General features: G+C 70.4%; 6 protein-coding genes. 5 read left to right on the forward strand and 1 reads right to left on the reverse strand.

The window, feature by feature from the left end; all coding sequences use genetic code 11:
- Positions 1-30: 30 nt before the first annotated feature.
- The gene (locus tag ACLU3S_RS11365) at positions 31-3,138 is read right to left on the reverse strand and encodes an amino acid adenylation domain-containing protein (protein WP_413951651.1); all 3,108 of its coding nucleotides are present in this window, start codon (positions 3,136-3,138) and stop codon (positions 31-33) included.
- A gap of 338 nt (positions 3,139-3,476) precedes the next feature.
- On the opposite strand from ACLU3S_RS11365, the gene ACLU3S_RS11370 reads away from it, so the two are divergent.
- The 5 genes from ACLU3S_RS11370 (at position 3,477) to ACLU3S_RS11390 (ending at position 16,236) form a co-directional block, all read left to right on the forward strand.
- Positions 3,477-3,689, forward strand: coding sequence for an MbtH family protein (locus tag ACLU3S_RS11370; RefSeq protein ID WP_413951652.1), 213 nt, complete (start codon positions 3,477-3,479; stop codon positions 3,687-3,689).
- A 182-nt stretch (positions 3,690-3,871) separates the two neighbouring features.
- Positions 3,872-4,834, forward strand: a complete 963-nt coding sequence (locus tag ACLU3S_RS11375) for a class I SAM-dependent methyltransferase (RefSeq protein ID WP_413951653.1) — start codon at positions 3,872-3,874, stop codon at positions 4,832-4,834.
- A gap of 2 nt (positions 4,835-4,836) precedes the next feature.
- Complete coding sequence (locus ACLU3S_RS11380; RefSeq protein ID WP_413951672.1) at positions 4,837-7,491, forward strand: amino acid adenylation domain-containing protein; 2,655 nt, start codon at positions 4,837-4,839, stop codon at positions 7,489-7,491.
- A 3-nt stretch (positions 7,492-7,494) separates the two neighbouring features.
- A complete protein-coding gene (locus ACLU3S_RS11385) occupies positions 7,495-8,745 on the forward strand; it encodes a condensation domain-containing protein (RefSeq protein WP_413951654.1) in 1,251 nt (416 codons plus the stop codon).
- Positions 8,746-8,781: 36 nt separating this feature from the next.
- The gene (locus tag ACLU3S_RS11390; RefSeq protein WP_413951655.1) at positions 8,782-16,236 is read left to right on the forward strand and encodes an amino acid adenylation domain-containing protein; all 7,455 of its coding nucleotides are present in this window, start codon (positions 8,782-8,784) and stop codon (positions 16,234-16,236) included.
- The last annotated feature ends 4 nt before the right edge of the window (positions 16,237-16,240 follow it).

Raw genomic sequence — 16,240 nt, forward strand, 5'->3', positions numbered from 1 at the left:
GCGCAGCGGCTCCGCCCGCGGGTGCGGACATCACCTTCGGGTGCGGCTGTCAACCATGGCACTGTTCTGGTCGAGGAAGACCGTGAGTGAACGCACCGTCGGGTTGCGGTAGAGGGCGCGCAACGGCACAACGGGAATGTCTCGGTTGCGGGCCTCCGCGGCGAGCTGCACTGCGGCCAGGGAATTTCCGCCCAGTTCGAAGAAGTTCTCGTCGAGCCCGACAGGGACGCCCAGGATGTCCCGCCACAGGGCCACCATGCGGGCCGCCAGCCCGGATGCCTGCCCGTCATCGGTGACAGCGCGGGTCTCTATCGCTGGGGGTGGGAGGCGGCGGGCGTCGAGCTTGCCGTTGACGGTCAGAGGGAGCGAGTCGAGTGCGGTGATGGTACTGGGCACCATGAACGCAGGCAGAAGCCTGGCTGCGCGCTGCCGGACAGGGGCGGTGCCTCCGTCTGCTTCGGGGGCCAGGACCACGTAGGCGTCGATGCGCGTGCGTGCGGCACTGCCGTCCGGGTCACCGCCGAGGACCACGGCGCAGGAGGTGACACAGGGGTCTTCCAGCAGGACGTTGCGGATCTCGTCCAGCTCGATGCGGAACCCGCGGAGCTTGACCTGGTTGTCCAGCCGCCCAAGGTGCTCCAGCCGCCCGTCGGGAAGGAGCCGACCGCGGTCGCCGCTGCGGTACATCCGGCCGTCGGTGAAGGGATCGGTCACGAAACGCTCGGCTGTCAGCTCAGGCCGGTTCCAGTACGTCAGCGCCACCCCTTCACCCCCGACGTGGATCTCTCCGGGTGCGCCGGGCGGCAGGATGCGTCCGCGCCGGTCGAGGACGTACACGTGCCATCCGGGAAGGGGCCGGCCTACTGATCTGGTTCCGCTGAGTACTTCGGCACGGCGGATGGCCTGTGCCGTCACATGGACCGTGGTCTCGGTGATGCCGAACATGTTGACGAGCCGGCACTGTGACTCGGGGTAGCGGTCGAGCCAGCCGCGCAGACTGCCGGTGTCCAGGGGTTCGCCGCCGAAGATGACCAGCCGCACCGGGAGTTTCGTGTTCTCTTCCCGGTCTGCGGCCGCCAGTTGGGCGAAGGCGGATGGGGTCTGGCTCAGCACGGTCACCTGCTCCTGCACAAGGAGCCGGTGGAACTGCTCCGGCGAGCGGGAGTCCCAGTAGGGCACGACGACCACGCGGGCCCCCGTCAGCAGGGCTCCCCAGATTTCCCAGACGGAGAAGTCGAAGGCGCCGGAGTGGAAGAACGTCCACACGTCGTCGCCGGTGAGTGCGAAGTCCGGCCGCGTTGCGTTCATGAGGGCGATGACGTTGCGGTGCGGTACGACGACGCCCTTGGGCCGACCGGTGGAACCCGACGTGTAGATGATGTAGGCCGGTGACTCCGGGCCGCGTTCCGGAGCCGGAAGATCGGGAGCCGCGGCTCCGGCTGCGTGAAGTGCGTCGGGCCTCACCAGGCTGGACGATACGTCGGCGATTTCGGTCAGCTCGGTGATAACGGTGGCGAGTCCGGCGTCCTCGATGGTCTGGGCGAGGCGTGCGGCAGGGTAGGCGGGGTCCATGGGCACATAGACGGCGTCGGCGAGCAGGACGGCCAGGAGACAGACGATGAAGTCGGCTGACCGCTCAAGACAGATGCCGATGTGGTCTCCGGGTGCCACGCCGTAGGCCCGCAGCCCCGCCGCCAGTTGTGTCGCCCGGGCGTGGAGTTGGTTATAGGTGAGCCGGTCCGTGCCGTGGGTGACGGCGATCGCGTCGGGAGTCCGTGTCGCTTGCTCAGTGAAGACGGAGTCGATTCGGTCGGGCTGCCACCGCAGTGCGGTCCGTGCCCGGCCCAGTTCTGCGACGGCCTCCCGCTCTGCCGTGTCGAGGAGGTCTGCATCGTCGGGGACGGTGTCTGGCTGCTGCTGGGAGATCCAGGCGTGGACGCGGGCGACCTGGCCGGCGAAACGCCGGGCAGCCGCCTCGCCCACCATGTCTGACTGACGGTGCGTCTCGAGCCGCAGGGTCCCGCCCGGATCGCGTCGGGGAACCAGGGTGAGCGGAAAGGGTGCGGTCTGGCAGGGCAGGTACCCCTCGGGAGCCTCCGGGAGGACTCCCACCAGCACGCGTCCGTGCACGCCGGAGGCCGGTATCCCCTCCTGACCGCTGTTGTAGCGCAGGGCAGGATCGGTGAGCAGCTCTCGCGCCCGTGCCAGCAGGTCGCCGATACTCCGTTCGCCTGTGAGGTCGGCGGGAAAGAGAGCGCCGAACTCGAAGGCCCCCAGGACGTCTTCGGGCCGGTCGGGATCCGCTGACAGTGCGGCGACCACGGGCCTGTGCTGATCCTCGTATCGCCCGAGGACGATCGCTGCCGCGACCAAGAGCGCGGCCTGTGTGTCCTCGACGGTGTGATCGAGGCGAGCCTCGGGCGCATCACCGGCCGGGTCGGCCGGCACGATGCCGCGGAGATCTGGCGCACCCCAGGCGGGGATGGTGCCGAAGTCGGCGTTCTGGAGGCCCGCCCGGTCACCCTCGTTGCCTGCTGCCGGCCAGGAGGGGTGCGCTGTGGTGATGCCGGTGAGGTCGGTTCCGCCTGCCAGGGCCTCCACAGCCGTCCGAAGCGACCGTGCGTCAAGAACCGTGCGATGACTGACGAGTACGAGATCGCTGACCTGGTCGGCATAGCGCAGCAGTACGGCGCGGACCAGGGGGCACCCGGGCGCGTGTGGATCCAGCGCACGGTGCATTTCGGCGTGGAGCCGGCGGCGTGCGACCGGGGAATCGGAGGTGTGCGGGACGTCGTCGCACCAGAAGCCCGGCGTGGTGGCAAGCGGGGGGGTGTGCAGTTCAGCGAGGCGGCCCATCAGCACATGGGCCGATTGCCGGACGCTGTGCACATCCGCGCGCTCAGGCAGCCGAACGCGCCACGCGTGACAGTGTGCAGGAGCCTCGTTCTTGCTTGCGGGCAGCGGTGATGCGGTGTCAGCGGGCACGGCTGAATCCCCCGAGATGAGCCGGAATTTCATCAGGTTATGAAGATCTGAAAGTTTCTGCAAGCTCCCTGGACCCGAGTTGCAGTCGGATGGCATGCCGGCACGCCGATAAACGGTTCGGACGAGAAAACCCCGGTGATTCTCTCCGCGCATCACGGGAGTGTCAACAGTGGATTTCGCGTCACTCTGAACCGTTCGCCGCTTGAGCCGGGGAGCCCGATTCCTCCTCCCCTGAGCGGCTTCAATGAAGGGTGGAACGGGCCTGAAATGCTCCCTGCATGACGCGGTAGACGTCTGAAACCAGCCACCACCCCTCCGTCGTGATCCAGGTCACATTGATCTCCGATCGTCACAATGTGCAGGATTTAATCTGCCGAGTGCAGCTCAGGTGAAATGGAGTCATGTCTGAAGACTCCAAAGACAGAGGCGAATCGCACGTCTCGACTGCTAAACCTCCTGGGGAACCCTGTAACCGAGCGAGAAGGGGCACGGTGTCCACCAACCCTTTTGACAACGACCAGTCGGGGGTATTCCTCGTACTTGTCAACGACCAGAAACAGCATTCACTGTGGCCCGCCGAGTCGCCCGTTCCTGACGGATGGACGGAAGTGAGCAGCGGCGCCCGGCAGGAGTGCCTGAACTACATCGAGTCCCATTGGACCGATATGCGTCCGGCTGGACTGCTCGAAGCGCAGTCCAGCTGATGTCTCGACGTGCCGGTGCCAAGTGCCACAAAGCGCGGCCCGGTGCACAGCCAGCTCATCCATAGTCCTGGCAGCCAAAAGCGGGGGAGCCAGTTCCAGTGTCAAGTCCTAGTATGGATACCTCTGTGCCCGGGGGCGCCGGGTACCTGCCATCCGCCTCACTCGACACGTATATGTCCCATGTGGCCGCGGAACACCCGGGCCTGCACGACCTGATCGACCCAACGCGGGCACGGTCGCCGCGCCTGCTGTCGGCGCTGGTGTCCGTCACGAACGAGTTCGACTCCGACGAGACCGGCCGCGGTGATTCGTACCGCCGGGCGCAGGAGGATTCCTCCGTGCGATGGACCGGAGCCCGGCAACTGCTGCAACTGGCCACCCGTACCGACTCCCCGGGCGACGTGACGCTCCTCGATGTCCTCGGCGGCGACGGCACCATCGCCCGCGCGGTCGCTGACCGCGCCGACAGCCGCCTGGCGAAACTGTCCATCATCACCGGTGACATCTCCGGCGAGATGGTGGCCCGAGCGCTCGCCCAGGGCCTGCCCGCACTGCGGCAGTCCGCCGACGCGCTCCTGCTGCGGGACGCCTCGATCGACGCGACGCTCCTGGCCTACGGCACGCACCACATCACTCCTGCGGACCGCCCACAAGCGGCCAGCGAGGCAGTGCGTGTGGTCAGGCCCGGGGGCAGGGTCGTCCTCCACGACTTCGACACGGCCAGCCCCATGGCCCGCTTCTTCGCCGAGGTGGTCCACCCGTACTCGGCGGCCGGCCACGACTACGCGCACTTCTCACGTGCCGAACTGACCGCGCTCTTCGCAGGGTTGCCGGTCACTGCCCGGGTCCTGGACGTCTACGACCCGCTCATCGTCGAAGCAGACGACTACCAGTCCGCCCGCGCTCGCATGTGCCAGTACATCGCGGACATGTACGGCGTGCAGGAGGTGTTCTCCGCGGACCGCGACCCCGCCACCTCGTGGACCTTCATCGAAGAGATCTTCGATCACTCGTGCTACGCGGCCGCACTCCGCGATGCCCCGAGCGGGATCCCGCTCCGGCCGGTCCTGCGCGAGTCGGGCGGCCGCTGGTTCGCCGAGGTCCCGCGCATGGCGATCGTCGCCGTCGCAGAGAAGCGAGCGTGACGATGCGGCCGACCTACGTCCCCGACCTCCTGCGCACAGCCGACGCCGTACCCGAGGGAACTCCCGCCGTCCTCAGCTCCGACGGCGAGCTGTCGTACCGCGAACTGTGGGACCAGATCGCGGCAGTCGCCCGGCAACTGCGCAGCGCCGGTGTCGAACCCGGCGATCGCGTCGCCCTCTACCTGCCACGTTCCGCCGGCTACGTGAGCGCGCTCATCGCCGTCATGACCATCGGCGCCGTCGCCGTGCCCATGGACCCCGAGTTCCCCGGCGACCGCCTGCTTCAGGTGGTCGGCGCGGCCAAACCGCGCGTGATCCTCTGCGACGGCGACAACCACCTCGCCGCGCTGGGCTCCACCCCATGGATGGCTCTGGACACCCGGTGCCGCCCCGGGGATGCGGAAAACCTCGCTGCCGCCACCTGGCGGGGGCGCGCCGCGGGCGAACAGACCGCGATGATCCTGTTCACCTCCGGCTCCACCGGCCGGCCCAAGGGCGTCCGGCTCCACCACGCCGGGCTGTGCAACCGCCTGGAGTGGGGTCACCGGCACTACCGCCTGGCGGACGACGACCGCGTCCTGCACAAGGCGTCCCACGCCTTCGACGCGGCGATCCACGAGATTTTCTCGCCGCTGATCGCCGGCGGCACGCTGGTCATCGCCCCGCCGGGACTGCAGTTCGACAGCCTGGGCATCGTCCGCCTCATCCAGGAAGCCGAGGTCACCACCGCCCACTTCGTCCCCTCCGTCCTGCGGTACGTCGTCGACGAAGCCGAACTCGCCTACTGCACCTCGCTGCGCCGCGTCTTCTGCGGCGGCGAAGCGCTCGACATGACGCTCGTCCGGCGGTTCCGCGATCTGCTGCCCGCCGAGCTGTACAACGGCTACGGCCCCACCGAAACCTCGGTGAACGCCACGTACTGGGACTGCAGTGAGCCGTTCGACGGGGACATCGCGCCGGTCGGGCGCCCCATCGACAACGTCGTGTGCCATATCCTCGACGAGGACCTGACACCGGTGCCCGCGGGTGAGACCGGGGAACTGTGGATCTCCGGCATCGGCGTGGGCGGGGGCTACCTCGATGACGACGCCCTGACCGCCGAGCGCTTCCGCCCCGACCCGTTCGCCTCCGACGGCACCCCGATGTACCGCACCGGGGACAGGGTCAGGCAGGCCGAGGCCGGCTACCTGGAGTTCCGCGGCCGGATCGACGACCAGATCAAGGTCCGCGGCGTCCGAGTGGAACCCGAAGAAGTCGGCACCGTCCTCCGCCGCCACCCGAAGGTCCACGATGCCGCCGTCGTGGGCGTCCCCGACGGCAGCGAAGGCGTGCGCCTCGTCGCTTACGTCGCCGCCAAACGCGCCCACTCGCCCGTCGTCGGCGGCCTGAGCCGCATCGAGCTGCCAGGCGGCCTGGCCGTGGCGACACCGTCGCCCGACGAGGCGCTGTTCCTGTACCGGCAGATCTTCGACGAGGACGAGTACGCCCGCTTCGGCCTGCGCATCGGCCCCGACGCGGTCATCGTCGATGTCGGCGCCAACATCGGCCTCTTCTCCCTGTGGGCAGCCCGCCAGGCCGACGGTGTCCGCGTCGTCGCCGTCGAGCCGAACCCGGACACACTGCCCTACCTGCAGGCGAACCTCGAGCTGAACTCGGTGGCGGCCGAGGTCGTCCCCATGGCGGTCACCGACCGTTCCGGAACCGCGACCCTCACCTCGTTCCCTCAGCTCAGCTACCTCTCAGGACTGGGCACGGACCGTGAGGAAGCAGCCGCAGAGCTCGTGGAGTCGCACTTCCGCAGCACCGCGGCCGCCACCGGAGACACCGGCACCACGGACGAGGCCGAACTCGCCCAGCTGCGCCGAGACACCGAGCGCCGCCTGGCCGCCACCCGGCACCAGGTCGAGACCACCGACCTGTCCAGCATCTTCGACCGCTTCGCACTCGACCGCGTCGACCTTCTGAAGATCAACACCGAGGGTGCCGAACTGGACGTGCTGCGCGGTCTGCGGCCCGAGCACTGGCCTCGGGTGCGCCAGGTGTGCCTCGAGGTCGAGCGCGCCAGTGCCGTGGGCCCGGAGATCCGGAAGATCCTCACGAACGCCGGCTTCAGCCTGCACGAGATCGACGACTGGAACGTCGGCACCGCGGCCGATGTCACCTACGTGTACGCCACCCGCGAGCCCACCGAGACAGGCGCAGGCACTGCCGTACCGGCCGCGCCTGATGCCCGGCCCGGGCCGGGCCTGCTGTCGGCCCGCGAGATCCGCCGGCACGCGGCAGCGCATCTGCCCTCCGCCATGCAGCCGTCCCAGGTGGTCTTCGTCGAAGACCTGCCCCGGCTTCCCAACGGCAAGGTGGCCAAGCGGCAGTTGCCGCCCCCGCCCGCCATTCCTGCCCCCACCGCGGCAGACACCACCGCAGGCGTCGAGGAACAGCTCAGGGACCTGTGGCGCGAGGTGCTCTGCGTCGACGAGGTAGGCGACGACGACGACTTCCTCAGCCTGGGCGGGCACTCGCTGCTCGCCCTGCGCGTCGCCGCCCGGGCCCGGAGCATCGTCAGCACCGAGACCACCCCCAGCACGTGCCTCAAGGCCCCGACCTTCGCCGCGTGGCTCGCCGAGGTCCTCCGGAACGCCTCCGTTGCGAGGGGCTGAGGCATGCGTCCCTTCCGGCCCCTGTCGGACATGCAGCAGTCCATGCTGGTCCACGAAATGCTCGCAGACCGGCCGATGTACACCATGCCGCTCTGCTTCCGGATCGTGGGCCCGCTCGACGCGGCGGCCCTGGAGCGCGCACTGCACCGGGTCATCCGACGCCACCCGGTGCTTGCCGCGACGTTCCAGGACGGCACAGCCGTCCCGCTCGGCCCGTCCGCACCGCTGCCTGCCCTGACCCGTACATGCTCGGCATGGTCGGCCACCGACGACGTGCTGACCCTGCTCACCGACTGGTGGGACACACCATTCGACCTGAACGCCGAGCCCCCCGTGCGGGCGCATCTCGTCTCCGACCCGTCGGACGACGTCCACCATCTGGCTCTCGCCGTGCACCACGTGGCCGGCGACAGCTGGTCCCTTGCCCTCCTGGCCGACGACCTCGGCCAGGCATACGTCGCGGAGATCCGCGGCCCCGGTGTCACCGGCACGGCACCGGACTTCTTCGACCACGCCGAACGCGAGAACGCGCACCCGGCGGACACCGCCTGGTGGACGGAGTGTCTCCACGGTGTGCGCCCCGGCGCAGCGCCTCGCACCAGCGCGCCGGACGAAGCAGAACGCGGCACCTTCCTCGCTCACGACCTGCCGCTCGGAGCGGCCGGGACCCGGGCCGTGCGCCGGCTCTCCCGGTCCTGTCAGGTGTCGCCCGCCGTCGTCCTGTTCACGGTGGTGAGCGCGGCCGTCGCCGGGAGCGGGCCCGACCACGACGTCGTCGTGGGCATGCCCACCGCACTCCGCGACAGCCAGGACCTGCAGAACACCGTCGGCCCCCTGCTCAACACCCTTCCGGTGCGCACCCAATGGCCGGACCACCTGCCGCCCACCCGGGTCATCGAGCGGCACGCCCAGGCGATCGACGCCGCTCTCGACCACAAGGACGTCCCCTACTCACGCATCCTGCGCGCCGCAGCCGTGCACGGGGCACACGGAGCGGCCCCGTTGTTCCTGCACCTGGTCAACGTCGACGTGGTGGTTCCCCGGCTGCGTCTGCCGGCCCTGCGCACGACGCACGTGCCTGTCCCGCCCCGCTGGGCCAACTTCCCTGCCCTGTGGGAGTTCGGCTGGGGCACCGTCGGCAACATCCGCGGCACTCTGCGCACCTCGGCGGACGCCTTCACCAGGCAGGACGCCCTCCAGCTGCGGGACGCCTTCCGGGACACCCTGGCCCACTTCACCTCCGACCTCCACTGACTCCTGCTCCAACGCATCGCTACGAAGGGGAGCCCCGTGTCTTCCACGCCCTCCATGGGCCCCGCGCCCCGTACCGCACAGGAAGAGATCCTCAGCAAGCTGTTCGCCGAATTGCTGGGTGCGCCGGAGATCGGCGTCGACGAGAACTTCTTCGAGGCCGGCGGCGACTCGCTGCTCGCCATGCGGCTGATGAGCCGCATCCGGCAGGCCGTGGGGCACGGGATACACCTGCGCAAGTTCTTCGAGGCTCCCACGCCGGCCGGCGTCGCCCGGGCCCTGGCCCAGGCCGCGGCCCCGCCCGCACCGAAGGTCCCGGCCCTGGCCGACACGGTGGTCCCGCAGCGGATCCCCCTGTCCCCGGCGCAGCGGCGCCTGTGGTTCCTCGCTCAGCTCGAGGGGCCCAGCCCCCGCTACAACATGCCGATCGGGCTGCGCCTGCGGGGCACGATCGACACCGCGGCCCTGCAGGCCGCTCTCGGTGACGTCGTGACCCGCCACGAACCGCTGCGCACCGTGTTCCCCCAGGAAGAGGGCGTGCCGTTCCAGCACGTCCGCCCGGCCGCCGACGCACCGCCCGCCCTCCACCACCGGCATGTGCCCTCGACCGAGCTGACGGCGGCGATGCTCGAGGCGACCGGCGAGGCCATCGACATCACTCGTGACGTGCCGCTGCGGACCTGGCTGTTCACCCTCACGGACACCACCGCCCAGGAAGGGCCGGAGCACGTCCTTGTGCTGGTGTTCCATCACATCGCTGCCGACGGCTGGTCCGTGGGCCCGCTCCTGCGCGATCTGGCGGCCGCCTACGCCGCCCGACTGGACGGCCGGTCACCGGCGTTCTCCCCGCTTCCCGTCACCTACGGCCAGTTCAGCACCTGGCAGCACCACGCCCAGTCCGGCGACGACGGGGCCCTGCGCAAGCAGCTCGCATTCTGGCGCGACGCTCTCGCAGGCCTGCCCGACCGGATCGCGCTGCCGCTGGACCGGCCGCGGCCCGCCGTCCCCTCGCACCACGGCGCCGGTGTCGACTTCGCTGTGGAAAGCGAGCTCCACACCCGACTGCTCACCGTTGCTCAGGAGCACCAGGCGACCGTCTTCATGGTCCTTCAGGCCGCGTTGGCCACCGTCCTGACCCGCTACGGGGCGGGCGAGGACATTCCGATCGGTTCACCCGTGGCCGGCCGTTCCGACGACGCCCTGAACGACCTGGTCGGCTTCTTCGTCAACACGTTGGTGCTGCGCACCGACACCTCGGGCGATCCCACCTTCGCGGAGCTCATCGACCGCGTTCGCACGACGGACCTGGCCGCCTACGCGCACCAGGACGTCCTCTTCGACCAGGTCGTCGAAGAGGTCAATCCGGGGCGTTCACGCTCCGCGAACCCCCTCGTCCAGGTGGCGCTCGCCTTCATCGGCCAGTCGGTGGGCCTGGGCGACCTGCCGGGTCTGCCGCACGCCACCCTGTTCGACGTACCCACCCAGGTGGCCAAGTTCGACCTGGTCCTCAACGTCCGGGAACGCACGGCGAACGGACGACCGCAGGGGCTTGCGGGCTTCCTCGAGTACTCCACGGACCTGTTCGACCACGACAGCGCCCAGCGGCTCGTCCACACGCTGCTCCGTGTCCTCGAGGAGGCGACCGCCGACCCGGCCCGGCGTATCGGGGAGCTCGATCTGGTCGACGCGGAGGACCGGGCCCGCACGCTCGCCCTCGGTGCCGGTGCCGAGGGCAGTGCTCGCGCCACGGTTCCGGAGCTCTTCGCCGCACAGGTCTCCCGCACTCCCGATGCTCCGGCCCTTTTCTGTGCCGGTGAGGAGATCACGTACGCGGACCTCGATGCCCGTTCCACCGCGCTGGCCCGCCGCCTCGTGGAGCTGGGGGTCGGGCCGGAAGCCCCCGTGACCATCCTCATGGAGCGCTCCCCCGAGCTGATCGTGGCCCTGCTGGCCGTCCTCAAGGCGGGCGGCGCTTACGTCCCGCTGGACCGCCGCTATCCTGCGGCCCGCCTGAACGAGATCGCCAAGGTCACCCGGGCCCGGGTCCTGCTCGTGGACGACGCCTCATCCACGGTGGCCTTCGATCACTCCATGGAGCGCGTCCTGGTCGCCTCCGGCCCCCCCGGCCCTACCAGTGGGCCGCAGCTGCCGGGCGCGAAGGACGCCGACCAACTGGCCTACGTGATGTTCACCTCCGGATCCACGGGCGTGCCCAAGGGCGTGGCCGTCACCCACGCCGACGTCACAGCCCTCGCCACCGACAGCGCGTTCCGCGGCCCGGCCCACCGCAGAGTGCTCCTCCACTCCTCACCGGCGTTCGACGCCTCGACCTACGAGCTGTGGGTGCCGCTGCTGAACGGCGGCTGCTGCGTCATCGCCCCGCCCGGTGACCTGGATGTCGCCGCCCTCGCCGCAGCCATCGACTCCGGCCGGGTGAGTGCGGTATGGCTCACCGCGGCGCTCTTCGCGCTCGTCGCCGACGAGGCTCCCGCCACGATGGGCACGCTCCAGGAGATCTGGGCCGGAGGCGAAGCCGTGTCTGCGGCAGCGGTACGCAAGCTCCGCGAACGCTTCCCCGCCGTGCGGTTCGTGAACGGATACGGCCCCACCGAGACCACCACCTTCGCCGCCCGCTGGACCCTGGACATCGACGATCCGATCCCCGACGCGCTGCCCATCGGCAGCCCGCTCGACGGTATGCGGTCCTACGTCCTCGACCCCCGGCTGCAGCCGGTACCGCTCGGCGCCACCGGGGAACTGTACGTGGCGGGTGCCGGTCTGGCCCGCGGATACCTCGGGCTCCCGGGGCTGACGGCGGAGCGGTTCGTCGCCGACCCGTTCGGGGAGCCGGGTGCACGGATGTACCGCACCGGCGACCTCGCCCGCTGGAACAACCAAGGCGAACTGGAGTTCGTCGGCCGTGCCGACGACCAGGTGAAGATCCGCGGGTTCCGCGTCGAACCCGGCGAGGTCCGGGCAGCTGTGGAGGCCGACGCGGCGGTTGCGCGCGCTGCCGTCATCGTCCGGGAGGACCGGCCCGGCGACAAACGCCTGGTGGCCTACATCGTTCCGGCCGAGGGCACCTCACAAGCGGACACGGATGCGCTGGGCGACCGCCTGCGGGACCGGCTGCCCACCTATCTGCTCCCCGCCGTCGTCGTCCTGGACGAGCTGCCCCTCACGGTGAACGGGAAGCTGGACCGCAACGCGCTTCCGCAGCCCGAGTGGACGGCCGCAGCCGGGCCGGCGCCGGGCCGTACCCCACGCCAGGAGATCCTGTGCTCGCTGTTCGCCGAGGTCCTGGGCAGACCGGACGTGGGCGTCGACGAAGACTTCTTCGCCCTGGGCGGCCACTCCCTGCTCGCCATGCGGCTCGTCAGCCGCATCCGCACGGCTCTCGACACGGATGTCGACCTCGGCTCGTTCTTCAGTGCCCCCAGCCCCGCCGGAGTGGACCGCCTGCTGACACTGGCCGGCAGCGGTGCCGCGCACCGCCGGCCCGATCTGACCGCGGGCCAACGGCCCGAACGGGTACCGCTGTCCTTCGCCCAGCAGCGCCTGTGGCTCATCAGCCGCATCGACGGACCCAGCCCCACCTACAACATCCCGGTCGCCCTCCGCCTGCACGGCGCCATCGACGCGGAAGCCCTGCGGGAGGCAGTCGGCGACGTGATGCGCCGCCACGAGACGCTCCGCACGGTGTTCCCCGAGTCCGGCGGCGAAGCACATCAGGTCATCCTCTCCCCGGACGCCGCCCCGCCGGTCCTCACGACCGCTGTCGTCGACCGGGAAACGCTGGACGACGAGATCGGCCGGGCTGCCCGGCACGTCTTCGACATCGGCTCGGACGTGCCGCTGCGATGCACTCTGTTCAAGGTCGCCGGGAGCGACGACGAGTACGTTCTGCTGGTCCTGCTGCACCACATCGCCGGTGACGGCCTGTCCATGCGGCCGCTGCTCAGCGACCTGGCCGAGGCCTATGAGAGCCGCAGCAACGGCGCCGCCCCCGCGTTCGGGCCGTTGCCGGTGCAGTACGCCGACTACACGCTGTGGCAGCGCACCCTGCTCGGCGACGACAGCGACGCGCACAGCGTGCAGTCCGGGCAGCTCGCGTTCTGGCGCGAGGCCCTCGACGGAGTACCGCAGCAGCTCGACCTCCCCTTCGACCGGCCACGGCGTGCCGTGGCCGACCACCAGGGCGCCACGGTAGAGCTCACGCTCGATGCGGACCTGCACCAGCAGGTCCTCGATCTGGCGCGCCGCACCGGCACCACGCTGTTCATGGTGCTCCAGGGCGCGGTCGCCACCATGCTGAAGCGGTCGGGCACCGGCGACGACATCCCCCTGGGCACGGTGGTCGCCGGGCGGTCGGAGACCGGGCTCGACGACCTGGTCGGCTTCTTCGTGAACACGCTCGTGCTGCGCACGAACACGGCGGGCGATCCCACCTTCGCCGAGCTGCTCGCCCGGGTCCGTGCCACCGACCTTGCGGCGTTCGCGCACCAGGACGTGCCCTTCGACCGGATCGTCGAGGAGATCCGGCCCGAGCGCTCCCTGGCCTGGCACCCGCTGTTCCAGGTCTTCCTCGCTCTCGACGACGGCTTCATCGACGGCGCCCCGCGCTTCGCCGGCACCAGGGCAGAGCTGCTTCCGCTCACCACCGATACCGCGAAGTTCGACCTGTCCATCGACTTCGCGAACCGTCGCGACCGCGAGGGCCGGCCCGCCGGCCTGCACATGGTGCTCGAGTACGCCACCGAGCTGTTCGACCACAGGACCGTGGCCGCCATGAGCAGGCGCCTGGTGAAGGTCCTCCAGCACGCTGTCGCGGACCCCGACCGGCCCATCGGATCCTTCGATCTCCTCGACGACGACGAGAGGCGGCTGCTGCTCGGCGACTGGAACGGCCTGCCGTCGCCGGAGCAGCCCATCGACCTCCCCGGCCGCGTGCGGGCCCTGGCCACCACCCGCCCCGGCGCACCAGCCGTGTCCGATGTCCACGGCACCCTCACGTATGCCGATGTCGCCCGCCGCGCCGGAGCGGTCGCCGGGTCCCTCGCGGCCGTAGGCGCAGGGGTGGACACCCTGGTCGCCGTGCTGTCCGCGCGCAGCACCTGGTTCGTGACCGCCGCACTCGGCGCGCTCGGCACTGGCGGCGGCTACATGCCGCTCGACCCGGGCACGCCGGTCGCCCGGGCCGCCGGGATGCTGCGGGACGCCGATGTCCGCTTCCTGCTGGCCGCGCCCGATCTCCTCGGCCAGGCCGGTGAGATCGTCGCCGCGTGCGGCGACCACGCGGTCACGCTGGTGCACGTCCACGACACGGCGACCGCACCGCCCCCGGTCACGGTGGAGCCGGAGGCGATCGCCTACTCCGTGTTCACCTCCGGCTCCACCGGCCGCCCCAAGGGTGTCCTGGTGCCGCACCGCGGCCTGTCGAACCACCTGCGCGCAGTCGTCGAACTCTACGGACTCGACGAACACGACACCATCGCCTTCAACGCCCCGCTGACCTTCGACGTCTCCATCTGGCAGACCCTCACCCTCTTCCTGGTCGGCGGCCGCGTCCACGTCTTCGACGACGACACCACCCGCGACCCCCTGGACACGGTCCGCGCCGTTGCCGCACACGGAATCACGGTGCTCCAGATCGTGCCCGCCGTCCTGCGGGCCGTGCTCGACCTGTGGGACGACGACGAGAGCAGCGTCGAACTCCTCGCCGGGCTGCGCTGGATGCTCGTCCACGGCGAAGAACTGCCACCCGACCTCGTCACCCGCTGGTACAAGCGGCATCCAGGCATCCCCCTGGCCAACGTCTACGGCCCAGCCGAGTGCTCCGACGACGTGTCGATCGCCGTCATCGAACCCGGCTCCCTGGCCGGCGGCTCGCGCGCCCCGATCGGCACACTGCTGACCAACACCCGCGCCTACGTGCTGGACGAACACCTGCGCCTGCTGCCCCCCGGCGTCACCGGCGAACTGTACGTGGCCGGGGCCGGCCTCGCCCGCGGCTACGCCCGCAACCCCGGGCTGACCGCTGAACGATTCATCGCCGACCCCTATGGAGACCCGGGTGAGCGGATGTACCGCACGGGCGACCTGGCGCGCTGGAACCATCACGGTGTCCTGGAGTTCGTGGGCCGCGCGGACCATCAGGTGAAGATCCGCGGCTTCCGGGTCGAGCTGGGCGAGGTCCAGGCTGTCATCGACGCCGACGAAGCCGTCGGGCACAGCACCGTGCTCGTACGCGAGGACCAGCCCGGCGACAAACGCCTGGTGGCCTACGTCGTCCCCGACCGGGGCCGCGAACACGACCTTTCCCCCGACGCGTTGCGCCGCCGGGTGGCGGCCGCCCTGCCCGCGTACATGGTCCCCGCCGTGGTCGTGCTGGACGCATTGCCACTCACCGCCAACGGCAAGCTCGACCGCAAGGCCCTGCCCGCACCGGAGCTGCCCTCCCGCACGGCTCCCCTAGCCGCACGCAGCCCGCGAGAGGAGAGGGTATGCGCGCTGTTCGCCGAGGTTCTCGGCCTGCCCGACGTGGGCGTCGAGGACGACTTCTTCGCCCTGGGTGGGCACTCCCTGCTCGCCATGCGGCTGACCGGCCGCATCAGAGCAGACCTGGCCATCGACGTGTCCGTCAGGAGCCTGTTCCGGACGCCCACACCCCGCGGGCTGCTCGAAGGCGTCACCGGCGGCGGCGACTTCGACATCCTGCTGCCCCTGCGCCCTGCCACCGGCCGCCATCCGCTCTTCTGCATCCACCCCGCGACCGGGCTTGCCTGGAGCTACCTCGCTCTCGCCCGTCTGCTCCCCGCCGAGGTCCCGGTGTACGGCCTCCAGGCGCCGGGCCTCGCGGACGGGGCCGAACGGCCCACTGGATTCGGTGAGATCACCGACCTCATGGTGCGGGAGATCCAGCAGGTCCAGCCCCAGGGCCCGTACCGGCTGCTCGGCTGGTCTCTCGGCGGCAACATCGCCCACGCGGTCGCCACGCGGCTGCGGAGGGCCGGAGCCGAGGTGGAACTGCTGGCACTGGTGGACGCATATCCCGCAGCGACCTGGCCGTACCCCGACACGGCCACCCCCGAGCAGTGGGACGAGTTCGCTCTGCTCACCACCCTTGTGGCGCAGCCGCACGACCCCGCCGGCCATGACGGGGACTTCGCGTCGCTGCTGACGGCGCTGCGCGCCGAAGCGGCGGCCCACATGCCTCTGGACCAGGAGCGGTTCACTCGGCTGCTCGAGGTCGGCGTCAACACCAGCCGGCTCGCCGCGGCGTACACGCCCGAACGGTTCGACGGCACGGTCCTGCACTTCACCGCCACCCAGGGCCGCACGCCCGACGGCCCCCGCCCCTCTGCCTGGGAGCCCTACGTCGAAAACCTTCAGGAGCACCCCCTGGACTGCAGCCATGAAGAAGTGCTGGCGGAAGTGCCCCGCCGGCACATGGCCGACGTTCTCGCGCCCCTCCTCATCCAAGGAACCGAGTGACCCA

It is taken from the genome of Streptomyces sp. AF1A (genome assembly GCF_047340315.1).
Lineage (GTDB): Bacteria > Actinomycetota > Actinomycetes > Streptomycetales > Streptomycetaceae > Streptomyces.